The following is a 22,095-nucleotide window of genomic DNA, read 5'->3' as shown; positions in this document are numbered from 1 at the left end:
GCCAGAGCCGATGGTACTGCAGTAAAATGTGGGAGAGTAGGTCGGTGCCAAATCTTAATGCCAACAGGCCTTAACAAAGAACCCTTTCATCAACAGATGAAGGGGTTTCTGCGTTTAGAGAGGTTTTTTTGCTGTCATTTATACCTGGCAAACTTCTTCGCTACCGCAAGCGTCCTCGCTTGTGGTTGGGTAATGCCTTTATAAGGTAGTACGATTAGAATTGCTTATTGAATATGCAGGTTGGTTATCTTTCATGCAGGGCACAAGCGGGACACTTGCGCCAGCCAACGATAACACCGACCGCGGGCTGAATTAAAGAGATTTGTTTCCATCAAGTTTTAGTGAAGATAGTGGTGTCAAACTCTGGTTTTTAGCACGTAGGTAAAAAGTATCGTTACCTGTTTTTTTACAAACTTTAACATCAGATGCGATAAATATGGTGTTTACAGCGTAAAGCTCTCTGATAGCCCTATCGCCTTCAATAAATATATTGGTTGGAAGGCCTTGCCCTTCCAAAGGAACAAACCGTTTTCGACTTGTTACAGAATCATGAATCAATTTGCATTTTAAAGTCTTATATACTTGATGAAGTTTCATAATTCGATTAACGGAAAATTTCCCAGTCCTAAAATTGTCTAAGCCAACGACTTTGCTAATGGCACGATCACAGTACGCCTCCCGCGTGTCCAGCCCGGCATACTGGCGCCCGGCAGGGGGGTTATCTATTTATTTTAAATAGCCAATCGTATATTTCTTGAATAAAAGAGAGCTCTTCGCTTGTTACGTAATAAGTATGATAATTCTCGTTCCGAATCCTATTTAATTCAACCATCCACTTTGTTTTTGCTTCTTTACCACCAGGGATTTTTTCTTCTCCTGGCTTTGTGAAAATCGATTCAAAGAGTTTTGGCCAATTTTTTACGATTATCTCTCTATAGTCAATGAGATGTAACTGATCCCAAGGCAACTTCTCATCTTCCTCTTCATCAATTTCTCGGTTTTTTCTTGCAGCGGCCGTAGTAGCTTCTGTATATATTTTTTCCGGAACTCCCTTCTTAAACCAGTTTTTTGAAAACTCTTCTTCAAGCTTTTGTTGCACAACGGTTTTTAAATAACTGTTCTCTATTTCCCTAATATATCTAAAAGCAGTCTCGTTATTTTCTTTTTCCTCTCTTTTTAGGTATTCAATTAGGCCTTCAAAATGGATCTCTGGAAAGTCGGCCTTTACTGCTACTTGTAGGGTGCGCCAATATTTTGCGTCACCCGGCATTCCATACGCAGATTTTAGTTCATTTGCCTTGCTTTCCTCGATATTTTTATAAAAGCTAATTATGGAGTTAAGGTAATCAGCCATCTCCTCGAATATCTCCTTAGGCGATGTGTTGTTATCGATAATATCATGGGTTTTTAAATGATTGACACAATCATTGAGAAGAAGGGTAATTCCATAAAAGCCTTTATTTATTACGATAATATTGCCTTCTTGATCCCACAATTCACCAAGGCCATTTTTTAGATACGTAAAACATCTGATTAAAAAGTCAGATATATTTAAATATGCTCTATTTAGATTGCCGAAATAAAAGGTGCCGGGTTTTTCAATAATTTTTGCTTTTACTTTACCCAGAAAGTCACATTTATTTAATGTTATTCCAATCTGCTGTGTTGAAATTGATTTTTTGTCTTCTCCTATAGTTATTTTATTATAAAAAGGAGAGTTTCGATCTTCCCCTAATTTAATTGCTATACGTGACTTTAGTGCTCGTATTTGATCAATATAGCTTTCAGAATCCCAAAGTAAATCCGCGTCTAGTGTATTACGTAAGTCTTTAGACACAGGCTTTTGGTTCTCATTGATTTGCATAAATAAACGTACCTGCTCAGAACGTTCTAAGTTTACTAAAGCGACAACGGGAATTGTATTTGTATTTTTATAAACCGAGTTTGAATATCCATATAAACGATGTTGGCCATCTATAATATAAGCAGATCGGTATTTCTTTGGCAAATGAAGTATTCCAATTTTGGATATCGAATCAATAACTTGGTTGCTACTTCTTTCAAAGTATAACTCTTTGCTCCTATCGGATACGATATTAATAATTATCGAATTTGGGAAATACCCTCCATCCTCTTCGATGAATTTATGGATTTCCTTAAGCCGTGTTTTTTTTATTAATCTTTGATAAGTTGGCATCATGTTTTCATTTGCTTTGTTTCTATGCAAAACATATCCAATTTTCAACAATTTTTCGGGTTCAATTGAGAAGGAGTAATATGTATGACCGCCCATTTTGCCTTCAATGGCTGGAATTTTATTGTCTAAATCAGGTATCTCTTGGCCAGCAAATAATGAACCAAGAAGTTGGTATCGAGCAGCGGTGCCTAATTGCGCACTTAGTGCGTAATAATAATCTATAACCTCCTCAGGAAAATGAATTGCATCAATTTTGTTTAATGTTGTTTCATTCTCTGATAGCAGTCCAATATTGCGCGTACATAATATATACTTAATTTTAGGTTTGGTCTGCGGGAAGACTGCATGAATTGTATTGATAATACCTGCTTTCTTATGTTTTATTTGTTCAAGTTCATCTCCGAAGTCACATGAAACATTTTTGACGGACGAGCGGCATTCAATAATTAAAACAGTCTCATCATCCTTTGCAAAAACATCAATATGGTGGGTTAGTGCATAATCCTTTTTATCATAACAGAAATCAAAACTTTCAGTATTGAGAGTAGTAAAACCTAATTGTGCAAATAGGGCCCAAACTTTGTCTTTAAAAAGTGTGTCGTTTTCCTTGGCTTTAAAAACTTTTGTTTTTGATTTCAAAACCGTGTCAATTTCCCATCCTGCATCGATTTTGTCTTGTAATGCAGAAGATCCATTATTATAGCTCTCTTTATAAACATCAAGCTTTTTGAGTCTTAACTGAGATTGGATATCATCTTCCGGGAGAAGATAATCCAATAAAGTAAACCGTAAATCTTCTATCATATGTCAATATTTGTAAATATATATTCACTTGTCTGCCCTCTTTTAGCTTTTGCTCCACCAATAGTACTGCCTCTTAACAGTTCTAATTTGGTATCCCCTTTTTCAAATATTTCGTCAATGGTCTTGTGGGCTGCATTTGTTAAAATGTAGAAAGCGCCCTTGCTTTTGATTTCGTCAATCATTTTGCTTAATCTAACCTGATCATTTAAAGAGAATATTTTTTCGTTGTAAGCTATGAAGCCATTATTGTTATGCGATACGGTATAAGGTGGGTCTAAGAAAACCAAATCCCTGGGCCGCAGATTATCTAATATCGAATAAAAATCTCCTGTTAAAATCGTTGTATTTGCTAATGCTAAACTGGCTTTCTTCAAATTCTCAATATTTATATAGTTTTTTTTTCTAAAACCATAAGGAACATTGTATTTACCACTCGAATTGACTCTATGTATTCCGTTAAAGGAATGTTGATTTAGATATATAAATCGAGCCGCTTTTTCTGTATCAGTGGTAAAAATAGCGTCTCTGGCTTCGTAATATGCAATTTCCTCATTTTTAAAATGTTGTAATTTTTCAATCACTCCATCAACGTTAATTTGAATTGTAATGTAAGTTTCTATTAATTCAGCGTTTAAATCTGATAAGTACGATTTTTTTTTTGGAGTTAGATAAAAAAACGTGGCTGCACCGCCGAGAAAGGGCTCGTAATAGTCGTTGTAGTTAAAACCTTTAACTTTTGAAAGGTATTTTGTTAGCCACGTTTTACCCCCAGCCCACCGAAGGAATGGCTGTGCTTTGCTTGGAATGTTTAATTCCAGCTCTTTCATTTAAAAAAAAAGAAAGATTTGTGGTCAAGTATCATGATTAAGTTGTGATTGGTTGGTATTGTAATATTAATTTAATATTGCAATAATACAATAGGGGCAAACACCCATTTTTCACTTAATTATTAAGCAAAGCAAAAGAAGGGGGGAGGGTGAAACCTTCAAGCCAAGTGTATGGCTTAACTAATTTCCGCTACCGCAAGCGTTTCCCGGCTTGTGGTGCCGTATAGTTTTTTAAATGGCGGTACGGGGAAGATTAAACTGATTTGCATTGCGGCTACCTTGCACGCGGGCCACAAGCCGGGGACGCTTGCGGCAGGCGATTAGAAGATCAGCTGTTCTTTTAAGCTAATTGCGGATATCCCTTATGCTCCCGTAAACCATAAACAAAACCCGTCACCAATAGTTGTAGTTTATAAGCCGTTCAATCGTTTGGTTGAGCGCCATATTCACACTAATGTTACGGGCATGAACAAACTGCAAAAAACAGCGCTTAGCGGCTTTATAGGTACCAGCTTCATGACGGCGTCGAGCGAGCTGATGTCGGTTTTGGTGGGCGAAAACTTTCGCGAACCGGATCACCTGGAAACGATGATCGCCCGGCTTGCGCCTCACCGGTCTAAACAGACCAAAAAAATAGCCGGATGGGGAGCGCACTATGCCATGGGCTTTGTGTTTGCAGCTGTTTATGTAGAACTGTGGGAAACCCGCAAAATAAAGCATAGCCTTAAAAACGGACTGATATTAGGTGTGGTAAGCGGCGTGTTGGGCTACCTCATCTGGAAGGGTACGTTTAAAGCGCACCCCTTGCCGCCCTGGATAAATTACAGCCATTATTACCTGCAGCGCATCCCCGCGCATATTGTGTTTGCCGTTTTCGCTACCATTACTTACCGCTTTATTAAGGCAAATGAAACCGAAGAAGCTGCTGCCGCGTCGGCCTAAACCCGATTGCAGCGGATACCGGCCTTTGCGCTTAATGCCTGTGCGCGTATGAGCGGAAACCTGCCTGCCGGCAGGCAGGGCGGGGCCAACCCCTACCCAAGCACCACAACAGCACCTTTTCTGAATAGAAGCAAGAGTTAAGAAGCAAGAATCAAGAAGAATTGCATGGTGTATACCTATGCTGTGGGGTGCTGAAACAAGTTCAGCATGACGGCGGGGGTATGGTTGCGGTTAGGTCTTCGATAGGCTCAGACAGACACGTTATATGCATCGCGTATACCTGCCCTGTGGGGTGCTGAAACAAGTTCAGCATGACGGTTGGGGGCATGTGTTGCGTTTAGTTCTCCGACGAGTTCAGCATGACGGTGGGAGGGTATGCGTTGTGGTTAGGTCTTCGAGAGGCTCGCCATGGCATGGTCTCGGTGTAATCTATCCCAAAATCGGTGTAATCCTAAAAATTACTTCACTACCCGGTATACTATCCAGTTTTCGGTTTCGTATACTTTTTTAAAGATGAGCTGGGGCAGGGTGCGTTTGATGCTTGTGAGGTAGCGGTTGTTGAGCTGGGTGTAGCCGGTTACGAGGTTTTTGGCGGTGGCGATTACAATGTAGTCGGCAGCTTTATCGGGCGATTCTACCCCGCTCAGGAAATTATCCTGGTAAGGCATCGTAAGCGATTTTATCTTCTCCGATTCTACAAAAGCTACCACGCCGTAAGCGGTGGCATCGTCCATCAGGATGTGGGCATCGTCGGGCAGGCTGTTGAGGTATTCGGCCACGTCGGCATTATCGGCCTGGGTGTGATCTTCGGTACGTTTGGTAAGCACGCTGAGGAAGTTACGGTCTTCGGCAATGGGCGATGTTTTGAGGAAATACCAGCCCGAATACAACTGCGCAACTACCGACAGCGCCAGCAATACCCTAAACGATTTTTGGTTTTTTACCGTTTGCGATTTAAACATTACGCACAAAAATGCCAGTACGATAAATATCATGTAGTACTGGTAAGCGAGGTAAACCTTATCGTACTTGAGGTGTAAAAACTCGATGAAGGCGAAGGGCGTTAGCAGCGTGAGGATCTGATAGGTGCTCTCCCTGAAGAGGTAGATGGCTATCAGTATCATGGGGCAAAACATCAGCACGCGGGCCGAGAGCAGCAGGCTGATCTCGGGGATCTGGTAATTGCTGTTAGTGGTTTGCTGGTCGAAACTGAGCTTATCTATCAGTACGTTCCAGGTGGCGTAGGGGCTTTCGCTAAAGTAGTTGAGATCGCTTGCGTGGGTAAGGTTGAGCAGCTTGTAGCAAAGCACGGCAACCAGCGGCAGCGCAAACAATATAATGTACAGCGCGAAGGTTTTGTTCACCAGCTTACGCCTCAGCGATGGGCTGTTGAAGCTAAGGAACAGGCGGAAGATACTCTCCTGCTCGCCCAGGTTTAAGCTGTGGATGGTAATGGTGAGCACCAGCGGTAAAAAGAACAGCGTAAGCCATACAAACTTATAATCGCAAAAGATGAGCGTTACCAAACATATACTGGCTATAGATACGTGGAACGTGGTGTTGCTTCGATAAAATTTGAGCAGGTTGAGAAAGAACAGGAAGAAGAAGATGAGTACCAGATAGGTGCTTTTGCCCGATGCCGCCGTATACAATATACCGGGGTGAAACAGGAAGATGGCCAGCAGCAGGTACATAAAAAAGTCGTCGTCGCGGCGTTTGATGAGGGTGCCTGCAATTACGTAGAACAGCATCCCTGTACCTATTGCCGATGCCAGCGCCGGTGCAAGCGTGTAGCTGATGGAGGTGAAAAAGAAAGTCGCCATAAAGGGGATCATGGGCGATGTGAGCCCCATTACCTTTAAGCGCTGGCCCACACCATCAAACACGATACGGGTTTTTTCGATGTAGAATAACGACTCGTGGTTGTAGTATCCCAGGTTGTTGAGGTACACGGCAGCCACCAGGTAATATATGATCAATATAACCGTGAGGAAAAGTAAATATAGCGACCTGCTGATTCTCATTTATTTAACAACGTTTGTTGGGTTATTAACTTTACTTAAGCCGTGGTTGGTTTTTTCCCAGTAGAACGGATTGGTGATGAGCTGGTAAAGCCCCTTATAAGCCGATATGCTGTGCATGAGCCAGTAAATAGGGTTGGCTATGGCAAATAATATCAGCTCGTAATAGCGCCTTTTAAATACGGCCATCATGTTTACGTAGATCATGAGGATATTACCCACCATAAGGTTGAAGATAGACATGAACAGCACCCAATCCGGAAACAGGGTACGGATGGACGACAGATCGAATACAATATAGCAGATAAAAAAGGTTAGCAGCAGCGGGTACACCAAAAATATAACCGGTGTGGCACCGATAAAGAAGTTAAAGCCCAGGAAGCCTTTCCATCCGATTTTTTTGATGAGCTTGGCCGGGTCGCGCATGTGCACCAGGTAGGTTTGCATGTATCCCTTTATCCAGCGGCTGCGCTGGCGGATCCAGTTAAAAGGTTCGTTATTGGCCTCTTCGTAAGTGGTAGAGTTGATGATGGCAATTTTGTGGCCCTTTGCATAAGCGCGTACGCCAAGGTCGGCATCCTCGGTAACGTTGAAGGGATCCCAGGCACCAAGATCAACCAGTTCCTGTAGTTTAAAGTGGTTACTTGTACCACCAAGGGGGATAGGGATATCCAGGGTATCCAGCCCGGGCAGCATATAATCAAACCAGTAGGAATACTCGAGGGTAAACATACGGGTAAGGAAGTTCTCGTTACGGTTAAAGTAGTTGAGCGCGCTCTGCACGCAGATATATTCTGACGGTAGCTTGCCAAAAAGCGACACCACTTTCTTCAGCTGATCGGTATCTGGGATATCCTCGGCATCATAAATGGTAAGGTATTTACCCCGGGCAAAGTGCAGGCCGTAGTTACAAGCTTTGGGCTTGGTTTTGGGCATGTGGAACGGCACCACGATCACCTCAAATATGGCAGGGAAATCAAGGTTACGTACCGCATTAAGGGTTTTATCGTCGTCTTCCTCTATCAGCAGCTTTACGTCCAGCTTATGGCGCGGGTAATCGATAGCCTGCAGGTTCCAGATGAGTTTTTTAATCAGCTTATCTTCTTTGTAAACCGGCAGCAGGATGGTGTAGATGGGCAGTTCCTCATCAAATACCAGCTTAAGCTCCTCTTTGGTAACGGCCTGGTGCAGCTCGAACCTCGACCCCACCAGCGCCAAAAACAGCTTAAATATAATGGCCACCAAAAAGAACGAACTGATGATAACGTTGAGGATGATGGAGGTATTTTTAAAGCTTAGCACCAATCCTACAGCTACCAGCCCTATTAGCACAAATATAAAAACCAGTTGTGCCGATGAAAAAGTAACTACAGCAGAACTATCCGGGTCGCGTTTCAGCAATTCAAATACCGATGATTTAAGGTATTTATCACCAATGAGTTTATTGCTCAGCCAAATGATATCCAGGTCGGACGCGACGATGACGTGGGGTTCCAAATCATACGTAAACCTTATAAAATCTTTAAACAGTTCATCATCCGGGTTGGCCATTACGGTTACCACCTTGCCGTTTTCTATACGCAGCGGCAGGGCCAGGTGCTCGTTGGCAAAAGCAAGGTCTGTTTTATCCAAAACAGCCTGGTCGTACTCCATCTCCCTTATTTCGGCAAAATCAATACCCGCCTGGTTTAAAGATCGCTCGTAGTTTTTGCGGGATATATAGCCAAAGCTAAGCGCTATCTTGATAAAAGATAAGCCGCTTTCGCTTGAGTACGTGTCAATTTTCTTACGATCAGTCGCAGTAATAAACCCATCTTTGACTAATAACTCAGGAATCGACATCGCTATGAAAAAATTAATAGGTTAGTAAATGAATATGCACCAGGTACATTAATCATTAAATAACTCCTGTGATTTTTGAACTTTAGAGCGTATGTAAAGGAACGACAGTAATATCAGCACCAATATACCCAGCAATATGTACAAGTTGTAGCTATCCCAAAACCGGGTAAGCGCGCTTTTGGTATCTATATACTCCAGGTTATCGCTGCTTTTGTTAATGTTGAACAGGTATTTATTGTTGTTTACATCAGAGATACAAACGTTACTGCTCAGGGTAGATAACTGCTCGGTGATGGATTTAGATGCGGACAGGAATGCTTCGGCCAAATGCTTGCCGGTAGCCGTTAACACCAGTGTAGCGTTATTGCTTCGGCCATAAAATATCTGCGCCAGGCCGTTGGAAGTAGTATCCGACAGGGAGTACACAATGGTGTTGTTATCGGTATTATACAGGCGGAAGTTCCTTTCAAAATTAATAGGCGCATCCGGGAACTCCTTAAACATCGGGTCATCCTTACTTAACAGGGCAATGATATTGTTCTTTTTAAGATCCGCAGCAGGCACATCCGAAGAATATACAAACTCTGGGAAGTTATTAGCGTTGATGTTGTTGTTTAGCTCGTAAATGATCTCGCCCATGGCGCCTGCGGCGTATTTAGCGTAATCTTTAGTAACCACTATTTTGGTAACCCCGCTGTTAAACGCTTCCGGGTACTGGTAAAAGCTCAGGTCGCTGGTGATGAACGGGTTTTTCGATTCGAGATAAGATTTATCTACGTCAACCTCGGCAAAGAAATTGGTAAAGCTGTTTTTACAGTTACCGTTGTTGGGGTAAAACCTAAACTCGGCCTCCAGCGTGTTGTACTTATGGTGCTGGTAACGGTTAATGGTTACGGTAGTGTTTAGCTTGCCCGATGCATCCAGCTTTTCGCTGCTCAGCAGTAAGCCGTTAAGGTAAATGTTAAAGAAACCACGGTCGCCGGGGTTAAGGCTGCTATAGTTACCTACAATGCGTATCTCAACTTCTTTTGGTGTAAAGCTAAAATCGGAGTTTTTAAAGTTGAAGGCACTTTTTAACGAACCAATACCCGACAGAAAATCGCTAACGCCGCCAATTTGTTTAAGCGATAGTTTAGAGCGGTTCTCATCAATAGTTTTAAAGAACTGGTTTTGCGCTTTGTTTACCAGCAGGTAATCGCCAAAGGTCGAGTTCAGGATATTCATGTTACCCAACGCCGTGATGGTTTTTTCGTAGCCGGTATCATCGCCGCCGGTTACAAACAATATCTCGGTGGGTACTACTTCCTGGGCAATTGATTTTACCGGCAGTAGTTTGCCCTTCACATCAACCATACGGGTAATGGTATCTGTTACGGTGCTTATTGCTTTGTGCAGGTAAAATAAACCCTGGTTGTTTTGCGGTGTAACTTTTACCAGCGGGCGCCTGTCGGCAGGTAAAGAATTTATATTGCCCACCATAATGTAGTTACGCACGGTATCGGGCAGTTTGCCAACCTCGTAAACTCCGATTGATTTTTGTTGCGTTTTCTTCATCCTGGAGTAAGCCCATGCAACTGCCTTAAGATCGTGCAGGGTTGGGTTACTTGGATATACAATAGCCGTTTTGCTGTCGAAACAGTTGCTGATGTTTATATTATTAAAGAAGTTTTTGTTGCTTTTTACTAACGACAGGTATGAATAGTTTTTGATCTTAAGCCACATCGCCGGGTTATCCAGATCGCGGCATGGGTCATCGGTAATGGTCAATAAGGTTTTAATCGCCATTTTAAGGTAATGGTCTGCAGATATATCGGCCCGGGTAAGGTTAACAGAGATCTTCTGAATAGAATCTTTGGTAAGGCGCGCACTATATACCGGCTTTGCGCCAATGAAAAGGTTAACGTACGATTTCTCGCGAATCAAAGCCTGTGATGGCTCAAAGTATATTACCAGCTTGCTCCCAACTATTTCATACTGGGGCGTGATCTTGAAATAGAAAGAAGTTGCACCACTCATTCCGTAAACGGGTTCGTCGTCGTCATGGCCCATCGCTTTGAACGACATAATGGTCTGCGCAAAGGATGTTGTGCTTAGAATTATGAAAGCCAATAAGGTAAATAATCTCTTCATCGGGTTGTTGGTATTAGTTTATTACGTAAAATTCTACTCTAAAATAGTTGCCGTTATCATCGCTGCGATACAGCATCTCGCCGCCAAGTTCTTTGGTCATTAGCTTGGCTATGGATAAGCCAAGCCCCAGCCGGCTCTCTATACTCGCCGATGCATCGTTAAGGGTTTTAAGCTTATTAAACATCATATCAAGTTCCTGCTGGCCAATGGCAACACCCTCGTCTATGATCTCGAAAACAAATTTCTGGCGTTGCAAACTGGTAACAATTTTTATGTTGTTGTTTGTTTGCGAAAACTTTATAGCATTGGAGAGTAGGTTTTGAAACACCTGCCCCGCAAATACCCTATCCAGCTTCACATTCAGCGGTAACTTCAGGATATTATCAACCAGGTGGATGTTCTTCATCTGTGCGGTTTCCTGCAGGCCTTTAAATACATGTAATACCTCTGCATTGATATCGAAGATCTCCATGTTGAACTTCATCTCAGGCGATTCTATCTCTTTCACATCCATCAGCTTGTTTAGCATGTACTGCATCTTCTCTGCCGATTCTGAGATATAGCTGCTCATTTCCTTCTGATCGGAGCTGAGGCGGTAATCCTCTTCCTTAAGCATGTTATTACTCATGATGATCTGGCCGATGAGGTTCTTCAGATCGTGCCCGGCAATGTTAATGAAGCTGTTCTTCTGGTCGTCCAGCTTGCGCAGCTGTTCGTATTGCCTGTCTATAATATTATTTTTCTCGTTAATATCGCGGTTTTGGTCTTTAAGCTGGTCGTTAGATTTCTCGATCAAAATTTGCGACCGCACCTCGCGTGCTATAACCTTGTATCGTGCATTTGGTATTAAGCAGGAAATAAACGCGATAACAAAAAAGAAGTTACCGCCGGTACTCACTACCAGGTCGAGCGGGTACTCGCTTAGCAGGTTGTAAAAAATGGCGAGCAATAAAACCGCCATCAGGGTTTGTATAATAGAGTTGATGGGTTCCCAAAAAACCTGCAGGTTAAAAAACAATACAATGGCAGAATACATTAAGAAGTAAATAAGCTGCACTTGTATGCTAACCAGGTTACATAGTATGGCCGAGGTGACCGAAAGGAAGAAGAAACAGAGATGAAGCAGCGAGCGGTAATTGTATTTTTTGGTTTGAAAAAAGTTGTACAGGCCTAATATGATCAGCACAGTTATGATGCGTACTATTAAAAACTGCAGCCAGATGTTGTTTGCGTAAATAAAATCAACAATACTAAAGATCGGATAAAGGAATATGATGGTCCAAATAATATTATTAGTTTGGTACCAGGCCTTTTTTAGAATTTCCCTTTTATATTCCTCTTTTGATATTTGAACAAACATTATTTGTTAAATTATAATAAGATTTTAGATCAGTTAATAGTAACACGATTAAATACAAGTGAAAAATACAACTCTTAAACGATATTATTCCAAATTACCGGCAAGGGCACTATTTATAACTTTAATTATAATTATGCAGTGCTTTAATGCAAAAAGCAATCCAACTCCCTTAAACGAAAGGTTACTGGCGTTTAAACGCGCAAAAAGCCTAAACAACGCGGTAAGCATTTCGTGGCTGGAGCAATGGTGGAATAAGGACGTTTTAAGTATAAACCCCATCAAAAAAAGCGACTACGAGCTGATGAAAAAACTTAAAATTAAAAGTATCCGCCTTCCCGTGGCCTTTGAGCACTTCGAAACTACGAAAATTCCGGGTGAGAAAGTATTTACTCACATTGATGAAGTTTTGAAACAATGTAAGGTATACGATATAAAGTTGATCATAGATTACCATTATGGTAAAATAAATGATAATAATTACTTAACCGAGACCCCAAAGGTGATTACTACATGGTTATTATTAGCTAAAAGGTATAAAAAAGAAAGCCCCAACCTGCTTTTTTTTGAGATATATAACGAACCGCCCCCAATAAACCCCAAAGTGTGGAAAGATGCCGCATATAACATTGTTACCGCCATACGCAAAGTGGATGCCAAAAGAACGCTGATAGTGGGTGCATCAAACTACAACAGTATTTATGAACTAAGCCGTATGGAAAGATTGGCTGATGAGAACATTATTTACACCTTCCACTTTTACGAGCCTTTTTTATTTACCCACCAGGGGGCCGATTGGGTGGGCGATCAGGTAGCCACAACGGGTATCCCGTTCCCGTATAATGTAAAAACGTACCCGCCAATAAACCCCACTGTAATTGGTACCTGGGGCGAGAATAATTATTTTCAGTACCGTAATGATGGCAACGAACAATCTATCAGAGATAAACTACAGCTAATAAAAAACTGGAGCAACAAGTATTATGTGCCTATTATTTGCGGCGAATACGGGGTGTACCGAAAGTACACCGATGAGGAGAGCCGCTGCAGGTATATTAAAGCCGTACGCCAATCTTTAAAAAATTTAGATATCCCAGGAATTCATTGGGATTACAACAGCAATTTTTCGATATTTAACGGTCCGCCTTCTGTAAAAAACTTATCAGAGGGCATGAAAGAGGCAATTGATTATAAACAGTCAAAACAATAATTCATATAATTGCTTAACTTTGTAAGCTAATACTGTACTATGCATTTTTTCGAAGAAAAACGTAAGGAGGTAATGTCACATATCGAGCCCCATATGCTCGAGAAGATGTTTGAATACCTTAAACCTATCGATACGATTTGGCAGCCGTCAGATTTTTTGCCTGATGCATCCCGGTCTACTTTTTTCAGTGAGATTAAGGAATTACAAGAGAGCGCCAAAGGGTTATCTTACGATCTTATTGCCGTATTAATTGGTGATACCATCACTGAAGAAGCGCTGCCGACCTACGAATCGTGGTTAACCATGGTTGAAGGCGTATCTGATAACGAAGAAGGTGGCTGGATGAAATGGACCCGCCACTGGACAGCCGAAGAAAACCGCCACGGCGACCTGCTGAATAAATACCTTTACCTGAGTGGCCGTGTAAACATGCGCATGATGGAGGTAAGCACCCAATACCTGATTGCCGATGGCTTTGACATTGGTACCGGTCGCGACCCATACCGTAACTTTATTTACACTTCCTTCCAGGAGCTGGCTACAAACGTATCTCACCGCAGGGTGGCTTCACAGGCTAAGAAGGATGGTGATACCTTACTATCAAAAATGTGCGGCGTTATTGCAGGTGATGAAGCACGCCACGCCAAAGCATACAAATACTTTATAGAGAAAATTTTTGAAGTAGACCCCAACGAGGCCATGCTTGCCTTTGAGGACATGATGCGTAAAAAAATTGTAATGCCGGCACACTTCCTGCGCGAGGTTGGGTTGAAGATAGGCCAAACCTTTGGCCACTTTACCGATGCTGCCGAGCGCCTGGGTATTTACACCGCCCTGGATTATGTAGACATTCTGAAAGAACTGATTGAAGACTGGCACATAGAAAGTGCGACAGGTTTAGAAGAGAACGGCGAAAAAGCCCGCGATTACATCATGAACCTGCCTGCCCGCTTACTGCGCGTAGCCGAACGTATGAAAAACCCCATGCTGGAGTACAAGTTCAGCTGGATAAACGGGTAAGTAATTACCTTATAAATATGTAAAGCCTGCTGCAAAGCGGGCTTTTTTTGTTAGCGATTCGTTTAAAATCACACGTGTTCGGGCTTGTTCGGGCTGTTCGCGCCCCACGTCGAACGCGAACAAGCTTTGGCTTACCCTTCCAAAACCAGGTCAGTCCCTAACCCATCCGACAGGTCATCAAACAAACTATTCAAAATAGATTCAATAGTGATGGAATTTACATCATCTACATAGTGCTCGTTGCGGGTTATCCATAGCTCCTGCCCGTTTACCTCTATATTAAACAGCACGCCCTCGTACAGGTCGGGCTGCGATATGGTTACACCATCGGGTGTTTTTTGGGTGGTGAAGGAGATCTCGCTTTGCCTTTGTTTTTGAAAGATGGGGTTAAGCCGTTCTTGCAGGTGTGTAAAAAGTTCGCTGGTACTAACAGGTTTATGCAGGGTGATGATCTTCATGGCATGTGTATTTCTTATATTTACAATCGCCTGTTGTTATTGTTTAGCGCGTACTTTTATTTAACAGCTTAAAACAGCAGCTTTGCTTAAAGCGTTTATTACAAAACACTACTATGAAATACAAATTATTGGGCCGCTCGGGTCTTAAAGTGTCCGAACTTTGCCTGGGCACCATGGGTTTTGGTACCGAAGCCGGCTGGGGCGCTGATGCTGCCACAAGTTTTGAAATTATGGATGCCTATGCCAGCGAAGGCGGCAACTTCCTGGATACGGCCAATATTTACAAATTGGGAACCAGCGAAAAGATCATCGGCGACTACATCAGCAACCACGACCGCGATTACTTTGTGCTTGCCACCAAATACAGCTTAAAGGATAACATCACCAACCCCAACGCCAGCGGTAACAACCGCAAAAACATGATGCGCAGCGTAGAGCAGAGCCTGAAACGGATGAAGACCGATTTTATCGATGTGCTGTATCTGCACATTTGGGACGATATTACCCCGATAGATGAAGTGCTGCGCGCAATGGACGACCTGATCAAACAAGGCAAGGTAACCTATGCCGCCATCAGCGATACACCGGCGTGGGTGGTAGCCAAAGGCAATACCCTTGCCGAACTAATGGGCTGGAGCCAGTTTATAGCCCTGCAGGTAGAATACAGCCTGCTGGCCCGCACCGCCGAGCGGGAGCTGATCCCGATGGCCAAGCACTTCGGGATGACGGTTACGCCCTGGGCGCCGCTGGCAGGCGGAGCCCTTACCGGTAAATACCTTAAAGGCGATAAAGGACGCATAAAAGCCGGAAGCAACCGCTTAAATGACCGCGCCGAAAAGATAACCCGCGTAGTGATGGAAGTTGCAGAAGAACTCGGCGTATCCGAAAGCCACGTTGCTCTGCAATGGACGATGAGCAAAGGCTTTTCTTGTATCCCCATTGTTGGTGCTACCAAAGTAGATCAGCTAAAAGATAACCTGAAAACCGTAGACGTAAAACTAAGCGCCGAACACATCCAAAAACTGGACGATGCCAGCAAGATAGAGTTAGGCTTCCCCGGCGATTTCTTTAACGAAGAAGCCGTGAAGATGAACTCATTTGGTGGGTTTTTTGATAGGGTGGAGAACAGATAATCGTATGAAAAGAATTATTATCTGCTTGTTAATTGGTTTCTATGGAATGTTAGATGCGCACGCCCAAACCCGCAATATCAGCATCGTTTACATCGGCAACAGTATTACTTATGGTGCAGGTTTAGATAGCCCTGCAACCCAGGCACCGCCGGTTGTAGCTTCGGCATGGCTGCGAAAGCAAAAGGGTGTAGGAGATGTGAATTTCAGCAACCAGGGCCATAGCGGTTATACCACGCTCGATTTTTTGCCCGGTACACCGGCGTTTGCGCAGGCGGAACAGGCGGCCAAAGCACTTGCAAACGTTGGCGCCTTACTTATATTCTCCATAAAAATAGGCACTAATGATAGTGCGATACAGGGGCCGCATGGTTCGCCCGTTTCTACCGATAATTATAAAGCCAACTTAAAAGCCATAACCGACAGGTTACTTACCGATTTCCCCGGGGCAATAGTCATCTACCAACATCCGCTTTGGTATAGTCCGAGCACTTATAACGGTTCTAAATACCTGCAGGAAGGCCTAACCCGCCTGCAAAGCTATATACCGATAATAGATGCGCTTGCAGCCGACTATAAAGCTGCAAATCCCAATCATGTTTTTGTGGGCGATACCAAGGCATTCAAATATTTTGAAAAGAACTACCTCACCGATTTCCAGGCCGAACCCGGCAGGCAGGGCACATTCTATCTGCATCCCAATAAAAAAGGCGCGGCTGCTTTAGGGGAGTTTTGGGGTAAGGCGATATATAAAGTGGTAAAACGCTTATCTCACAAATAGTGATGGTTTCAAACCAATCGCTATGGCGGCAGATACCCCCGGCCCCGCCCATCTAAACCTGATTGCAGTGGAAAGCCCGCTTCCATCAGCGGCTTTTAGCGTAAAGCAGGGCTATCGGCACAAAAGAGCTGCTATAACTGCTTTTCTGATTGCATTTTACAGCATAATCGAGGGCTTAAATCCTTACAACCATTTAAACCTTTCTAACTCTTTTAACTAATCACAAATACCATTTGTAAATTAAACAAATAGGCGTATCTTTGCAGTCCCGTAATTACGGGGTATAGAATACGTTTAATACATTTAATTTAAAGCAAGTGAATACGTTAAGTTACAAAACTGTCTCAGCCAACAAGAAAACCGTTAATAAAGAATGGGTTGTTGTTGATGCAAACAATGAGATTTTGGGGCGCTTGTGTACTAGGATCGCAATGATGATCAGAGGTAAACACAAGCCAGGGTTCACCCCACACGTAGACTGCGGAGATAACGTAATCGTTATTAATGCAGACAAGGTTAAACTGACCGGAAACAAATTCAGCGAAAAGCAGTATGTTTCTTACACCGGTTACCCGGGTGGTCAGCGTTTCATTTCTCCAAAAGAGTTAATGGCAAAGCATCCTGAGCGTGTGATTGAAAAAGCCGTACGCGGTATGTTGCCTAAAAATCGTTTAGGCCGTGCTATTTACGGTAATCTGCATGTTTATGCAGGTGCAGAGCATCCTCACCAGGCTCAAAATCCAACAACCATTTAATTAAAAGGAGAAAAGAAAAATGCCAACAACTAACACTTCAGGCAGAAGAAAAACAGCAGTTGCCCGCATCTACTTAAAAGATGGCGAGGGCGCTATTATCGTAAACGGTAAAGATTACAAAGAGTACTTCCCTACCTTACCTTTACAATACATCGTTATGCAAAGCACAGAAGTTTCTGGCTCGGCTGGTAAATTTGATGTAAAAGTAAACGTAGCAGGTGGTGGTGTAAAAGGACAGGCAGAAGCCGTTCGTTTAGCTATTGCGAAAGCTATTGTTGAACTGGATCCGGAGAAAAAACCGTCTTTACGCGCTAAAGGTTTAATGACACGTGATGACCGTATGGTTGAGCGTAAGAAACCGGGCCGTAAGAAAGCACGTAAGAGATTCCAATTCAGTAAACGCTAAAATTTTAGGAGGACAACAACAATGGCAAGAACAACATATCAGGATTTACTGGATGCAGGTGTACACTTTGGCCACCTTACCCGCAAATGGGACCCAAAAATGTCACAGTACATTTTTATGGAGCGCAACGGTATCCACATTATCGATTTAAATAAAACCTTATCAAAGGTTGAAGAAGCTGCTGCAGCTATAAAACAAATTGTAAAATCAGGCCGCAAGGTATTATTCGTAGCTACCAAGAAACAAGCTAAGGATATCGTTGCCGAGCATGCTAAAATGGTAAACATGCCTTTCATCACCGAGCGTTGGTTGGGTGGTATGTTAACCAACTTTGCTACCGTACGTAAGTCGATCAAAAAGATGTCTAACATCGATAAATTGACAAAAGATGGTACTTACAGCAACCTTTCTAAAAAAGAAAGACTGATGATACAACGTGAGCGTATCAAATTAGAATCATTGTTAGGTGGTATCTCGGATCTTAACCGTTTACCGGCTGCTTTGTTCTTAATCGACGTTAAGAAAGAGCATATCGCAGTTTCAGAAGCATTGAAATTAAACATCCCGACTTTCGCGATGGTTGATACCAACTCTGACCCTTCTAACATCGATTTCCCTATCCCTGCAAATGACGATGCTACCAAATCAATTTCATTGATCACCGGCATAATCATTAAAGCTATCGAGGAAGGTTTGGAAGAACGCAAACGCGATAAAGAAGACGAAACTGAAAAAGAAGCAGCTGTTGCTAAAGCAAAAGCTGATGCACCTGAAGTAGCAGATCGTTCTGCAGCAACCGAAGGTGGCAAAAGAAGAAGGACCGCAGACGTTACAGCCGAAGCCGCTGAAACCGAAGCACCTGCTGCTGATTCAACAGAAGAATAATATTGGTGAGTGGTGAGTAGTGAATGGTGAGTTGTTAAAACTCGCCGGTTACTATTCACCATTTATTCATTAATAAAATTTAGTGTCTGCGGATAGCCAACACACCAACTATTCACCACTCACTATTCACTACTTAACTAAAATAAAATGTCTACAGTACAAATATCTGCATCTGATGTAAATAAACTGCGCCAGCAAACCGGTGCAGGCATGATGGATTGCAAAAAAGCTTTAACCGAAACTAACGGTGATTTTGAAGCAGCTATTGATTTTTTAAGAAAAAAAGGAGCTAAAGTGGCTGCAAGCCGCCAGGACCGCGAAAGCAATGAAGGCGTTGTTATTGCACGTACTTCAGAAGATTTCAAACGTGGCGTTGTTATCACTTTAAACTGTGAAACTGATTTCGTGGCTAAGAATGCTGAATTCGTAGCTTTCGCAAACCAGATAGCTAACGCTGCTGTTGAAGCAAACCCGACCAGCATCGAAGAGCTTTACGCTTTAGAAATTGACGTAGAGAACTCACGTGTTAAAATTGGTGATGCTATCATCGATAAAACAGGTAAGATCGGCGAGAAGATCGGCGTATCTAAATACGAAGTTATCGACGCTGAGAAAGTTGTTGCTTACATCCACGGTAACTACCGTTTAGGTGTATTGGTAGGCTTAAGCAAAAACGTTGAAGGTGCTGATGAAGCAGGTAAAGATGTTGCCATGCAAATTGCTGCCATGAACCCGGTTGCTATTGATAAAGATGGTGTTGATGCATCTATCATTGAGAAAGAACTGGAAATTGCAAAAGACGTTATCCGTGCAGAAGGTAAACCAGAAGCAATGGTTGAAAAGATCGCTGCAGGTAAATTGAACAAATTCTACAAAGACTCAACCTTACTAAACCAGGAGTTTGTAAAAGACTCTTCGAAAAACGTAAGCCAGTTTTTAGATGGTATTGATAAGGGCCTTACCGTTACCGCCTTTAAGCGGGTAGCTTTAGGAGCTTAATTCTATCATCCCTCCCGAGTAAATCGGGAGGGATTTTTTTTGCGATATTGTTTCGTAGCTTCACCACCGCGTCATTGCGAGGAACGAAGCAATCCCCGATAGGCAAGTAGACCGTATGCAGTTCGAAGTATGCGTCACACTAACTCGTTTAAAAAACAAAGGTTTATGATAACAGCACTTCATAATCTTAAACTCATCTCTAACGGTACCATCACCGATGGTAAAGCAGTTTTAATTTCGGGCGACAGAATCATCAATGTGATAGACGATTTTGCTCTCCCCGAAGAAGTTACAAAGAAGGATCTGCAGGGTGCTTACCTTGCACCCGGGTTTATCGATCTGCAGATATATGGCAGTGGCGGTAAGCTATTTGCCGGCACGCCGGAGGTTGCTGCACTAAAACGCATGGAAGATGACCTGTTAAACCAGGGAACTATCGGCTTCTTCGCTACCATTGGTACCAACACAAACGAAATTGTTGAAAAAGGCATAGCAGCCGCTAAAGCTTACCGGGCCGAAGCGCGCGGAAATTGCTGGGGGCTGCATTTAGAAGGCCCGTATCTCAACCCCGCCAAAAAAGGTGCCCATCCCGAAAAGTATATTAAGAAGGCAACGCTTGCCGAAGTGAAAAGCTGGGTGGAAAGTGCCGACGGTGTTATTAAAATGATCACTATTGCGCCGGAACTGCAGGATCAGGAAGTGATTGATTACCTGCACGCGCAGGGCATCATCATCTCATCTGGCCATAGCAACGCTACTTATGAGCAAGGGAAGCGCTTTTTAAATAAACCCATCCCGGCGGTTACGCATTTATTTAATGCCATGCCCCAGATGCATCATCGCGAGCCTGGTTATATCCCGGCGATATTCGAGGAAAAACCATACACCAGCATCGTAGCCGATGGCAACCATGTGGATTGGCCGATGATCCGCCTGGCAAAACGCGAGCTGGGCGATAAACTATTCCTGATAACGGACGCCGTTACCGCGGCAACCGAAGGCGCTTACCAGCATCGGCTGGAAGGTGATAAATACGTGATGCCCGATGGCACGCTTTCCGGATCGAGCCTGACGATGCTGAAGGCGGTGCAAAACTGTGTGGAGAAAGTTGGGATTGACCTGGCCGAGGCCGTGAATATGGGCACAAAGTATCCCGCCGAGTTGGCCAAAATGAGTAAAAACGGGCAAATAAACGCCGGCTTTTACGCTGATCTGGTTGTTTTTGATCAGGACTACCAAGTAAAGGCAACCATGCTAAAAGGTAATTTTTTAACAGAGACTACATAAAATTTTAACAATACCATTTATTATCTATTTTTGACAAATCATCCTACCAAATGAAATACAAAAGAATCCTCCTGAAGCTTAGCGGCGAATCCCTGATGGGGCAAAGACAATATGGTATTGATAACAACCAGGTTTTGCAATACGCGCAGGACATCAAAGCCGTAAAAGAACAAGGTATAGAAATAGCAGTAGTAGTTGGGGGTGGTAACATCTTCCGCGGGCTAAGTGCCGAAAAAAGCGGTATGGAGCGTGCCCAAGCCGATTATATGGGTATGCTTGCCACGGTTATTAACTGTATGGCTTTGCAAAATGCTTTGGAAAGCGTTGGTGTAGAAACCCGCCTGCAATCGGCTATAAAAATGGAGCAGATCTGCGAGCCTTATATCCGCCGCCGCGCTATGCACCATTTGGAATGCGGTAAGATCGTAATTTTTGGCGCCGGTACCGGTAACCCATATTTTACTACAGATACAGCTGCATCTTTACGCGCTATAGAAATAAAAGCAGATGTGGTACTGAAAGGTACCCGTGTTGACGGTATCTACACCGCCGACCCGGAGAAAGACCCGAGCGCAACCCGTTATGATGAGATCTCTTTCCAGGAAGTATATGACAAAGGATTAAGCGTAATGGATATGACCGCCATCACCCTTTGCCAGGAAAATAAGCTCCCTATCATTGTATTTGATATGAACAAACCGGGCAACTTTATGAAGATTGCCCAGGGCGAACCGATCGGTACGCTGGTAAGATAAAGTGGAACAAGAACGGCCCCGAAATCTTCGGGGCCGTTCTTGTATAAACCTGTGTCATTGCGAGCGAAGCGCGGCAACCGCGAACAGGCAGATCCGCAACGCATCGTCGCTGAGCAAAGTCGCGCCAGTCCTATGAGATTGCCACTTCCCCTTCGCACTTTCCCCATGCTGCTCCTCGCAATTGTAAAGGTTAGATAATTCGGTAACAGATTAGCTTTACGTAACAAAGCTAAAAAGTTATGCGCATCAACACGAATGACCTAACACTGAAACGTAATTATTTGCAGAC

General features: G+C 43.2%; 19 protein-coding genes. 11 read left to right on the top strand and 8 right to left on the bottom strand.

The genetic code is table 11. The features are described 5' to 3' along the window. Window positions 1-312: 312 nt before the first annotated feature. From IDJ77_RS27405 to IDJ77_RS27395, 3 genes are all read right to left on the bottom strand, one after another. Complete coding sequence (locus IDJ77_RS27405) at window positions 313-597, bottom strand: hypothetical protein (protein WP_191192195.1); 285 nt, start codon at window positions 595-597, stop codon at window positions 313-315. 121 nt (window positions 598-718) lie between these two features. Then, window positions 719-3,001, bottom strand: coding sequence for a DGQHR domain-containing protein (locus tag IDJ77_RS27400; protein ID WP_191192194.1), 2,283 nt, complete (start codon window positions 2,999-3,001; stop codon window positions 719-721). Beyond that, complete coding sequence (locus IDJ77_RS27395; protein WP_191192193.1) at window positions 2,998-3,828, bottom strand: DNA adenine methylase; 831 nt, start codon at window positions 3,826-3,828, stop codon at window positions 2,998-3,000. The genes IDJ77_RS27400 and IDJ77_RS27395 overlap by 4 nt, the downstream gene beginning before the upstream one ends. A gap of 465 nt (window positions 3,829-4,293) precedes the next feature. On the opposite strand from IDJ77_RS27395, the gene IDJ77_RS27390 reads away from it, so the two are divergent. Continuing rightward, complete coding sequence (locus IDJ77_RS27390) at window positions 4,294-4,770, top strand: hypothetical protein (protein ID WP_191192192.1); 477 nt, start codon at window positions 4,294-4,296, stop codon at window positions 4,768-4,770. Between the two features lie 458 nt (window positions 4,771-5,228). Here the strand turns inward: IDJ77_RS27390 and IDJ77_RS27385 are convergent, their stop codons facing one another. From IDJ77_RS27385 to IDJ77_RS27370, 4 genes are read right to left on the bottom strand one after another with little or no spacing between them, the layout of a single operon-like run. Further along, a complete protein-coding gene (locus IDJ77_RS27385; RefSeq protein WP_191192191.1) occupies window positions 5,229-6,794 on the bottom strand; it encodes a hypothetical protein in 1,566 nt (521 codons plus the stop codon). Then, on the bottom strand, window positions 6,795-8,633 hold the full coding sequence (locus IDJ77_RS27380) for a glycosyltransferase (protein ID WP_191192190.1): 1,839 nt from the start codon (window positions 8,631-8,633) through the stop codon (window positions 6,795-6,797). A 48-nt stretch (window positions 8,634-8,681) separates the two neighbouring features. Next, complete coding sequence (locus IDJ77_RS27375; RefSeq protein ID WP_191192189.1) at window positions 8,682-10,763, bottom strand: cellulose biosynthesis cyclic di-GMP-binding regulatory protein BcsB; 2,082 nt, start codon at window positions 10,761-10,763, stop codon at window positions 8,682-8,684. 13 nt (window positions 10,764-10,776) lie between these two features. Beyond that, on the bottom strand, window positions 10,777-12,123 hold the full coding sequence (locus IDJ77_RS27370; protein ID WP_191192188.1) for a sensor histidine kinase: 1,347 nt from the start codon (window positions 12,121-12,123) through the stop codon (window positions 10,777-10,779). Between the two features lie 133 nt (window positions 12,124-12,256). On the opposite strand from IDJ77_RS27370, the gene IDJ77_RS27365 reads away from it, so the two are divergent. Both IDJ77_RS27365 and IDJ77_RS27360 read left to right on the top strand, forming a co-directional pair. Further along, the gene (locus tag IDJ77_RS27365) at window positions 12,257-13,330 is read left to right on the top strand and encodes a glycoside hydrolase family 5 protein (RefSeq protein WP_191192187.1); all 1,074 of its coding nucleotides are present in this window, start codon (window positions 12,257-12,259) and stop codon (window positions 13,328-13,330) included. Between the two features lie 39 nt (window positions 13,331-13,369). Continuing rightward, complete coding sequence (locus tag IDJ77_RS27360) at window positions 13,370-14,350, top strand: acyl-ACP desaturase (RefSeq protein WP_191192186.1); 981 nt, start codon at window positions 13,370-13,372, stop codon at window positions 14,348-14,350. A gap of 131 nt (window positions 14,351-14,481) precedes the next feature. Here IDJ77_RS27360 and IDJ77_RS27355 read toward each other — a convergent pair whose 3' ends face one another. Further along, complete coding sequence (locus IDJ77_RS27355; RefSeq protein ID WP_191192185.1) at window positions 14,482-14,808, bottom strand: hypothetical protein; 327 nt, start codon at window positions 14,806-14,808, stop codon at window positions 14,482-14,484. A gap of 113 nt (window positions 14,809-14,921) precedes the next feature. On the opposite strand from IDJ77_RS27355, the gene IDJ77_RS27350 reads away from it, so the two are divergent. From IDJ77_RS27350 to pyrH, 8 genes are all read left to right on the top strand, one after another. Next, complete coding sequence (locus tag IDJ77_RS27350; RefSeq protein WP_191192184.1) at window positions 14,922-15,941, top strand: aldo/keto reductase; 1,020 nt, start codon at window positions 14,922-14,924, stop codon at window positions 15,939-15,941. Window positions 15,942-15,945: 4 nt separating this feature from the next. After that, window positions 15,946-16,719: an SGNH/GDSL hydrolase family protein gene (locus tag IDJ77_RS27345; RefSeq protein WP_191192183.1), complete on the top strand. Its 774-nt coding sequence runs from the start codon at window positions 15,946-15,948 to the stop codon at window positions 16,717-16,719. Between the two features lie 317 nt (window positions 16,720-17,036). Continuing rightward, window positions 17,037-17,474: a 50S ribosomal protein L13 gene (gene rplM / locus IDJ77_RS27340; RefSeq protein WP_191192182.1), complete on the top strand. Its 438-nt coding sequence runs from the start codon at window positions 17,037-17,039 to the stop codon at window positions 17,472-17,474. A gap of 19 nt (window positions 17,475-17,493) precedes the next feature. Then, window positions 17,494-17,880 carry a 30S ribosomal protein S9 gene (rpsI, locus tag IDJ77_RS27335; protein WP_191192181.1) on the top strand — a complete coding sequence of 129 codons (387 nt, stop codon included), beginning with the start codon at window positions 17,494-17,496 and terminating at the stop codon, window positions 17,878-17,880. 21 nt (window positions 17,881-17,901) lie between these two features. Further along, window positions 17,902-18,765 (top strand): 30S ribosomal protein S2, encoded by an 864-nt coding sequence (gene rpsB / locus IDJ77_RS27330; RefSeq protein ID WP_191192180.1) that lies wholly within the window; start codon window positions 17,902-17,904, stop codon window positions 18,763-18,765. Between the two features lie 147 nt (window positions 18,766-18,912). Continuing rightward, on the top strand, window positions 18,913-19,764 hold the full coding sequence (tsf, locus tag IDJ77_RS27325; protein WP_191192179.1) for a translation elongation factor Ts: 852 nt from the start codon (window positions 18,913-18,915) through the stop codon (window positions 19,762-19,764). Between the two features lie 165 nt (window positions 19,765-19,929). Next, window positions 19,930-21,051 carry an N-acetylglucosamine-6-phosphate deacetylase gene (gene nagA / locus IDJ77_RS27320; RefSeq protein WP_191192178.1) on the top strand — a complete coding sequence of 374 codons (1,122 nt, stop codon included), beginning with the start codon at window positions 19,930-19,932 and terminating at the stop codon, window positions 21,049-21,051. A 50-nt stretch (window positions 21,052-21,101) separates the two neighbouring features. Next, window positions 21,102-21,806 carry a UMP kinase gene (gene pyrH, locus IDJ77_RS27315; protein WP_191192177.1) on the top strand — a complete coding sequence of 235 codons (705 nt, stop codon included), beginning with the start codon at window positions 21,102-21,104 and terminating at the stop codon, window positions 21,804-21,806. The last annotated feature ends 289 nt before the right edge of the window (window positions 21,807-22,095 follow it).

The organism is Mucilaginibacter pankratovii, from assembly GCF_014773265.1.
In the GTDB taxonomy this organism is placed as follows: Bacteria; Bacteroidota; Bacteroidia; order Sphingobacteriales; family Sphingobacteriaceae; genus Mucilaginibacter; species Mucilaginibacter pankratovii.
Note: the sequence above shows the minus strand (reverse complement) of the source record. Positions and strands in the feature narration are given on the sequence as shown.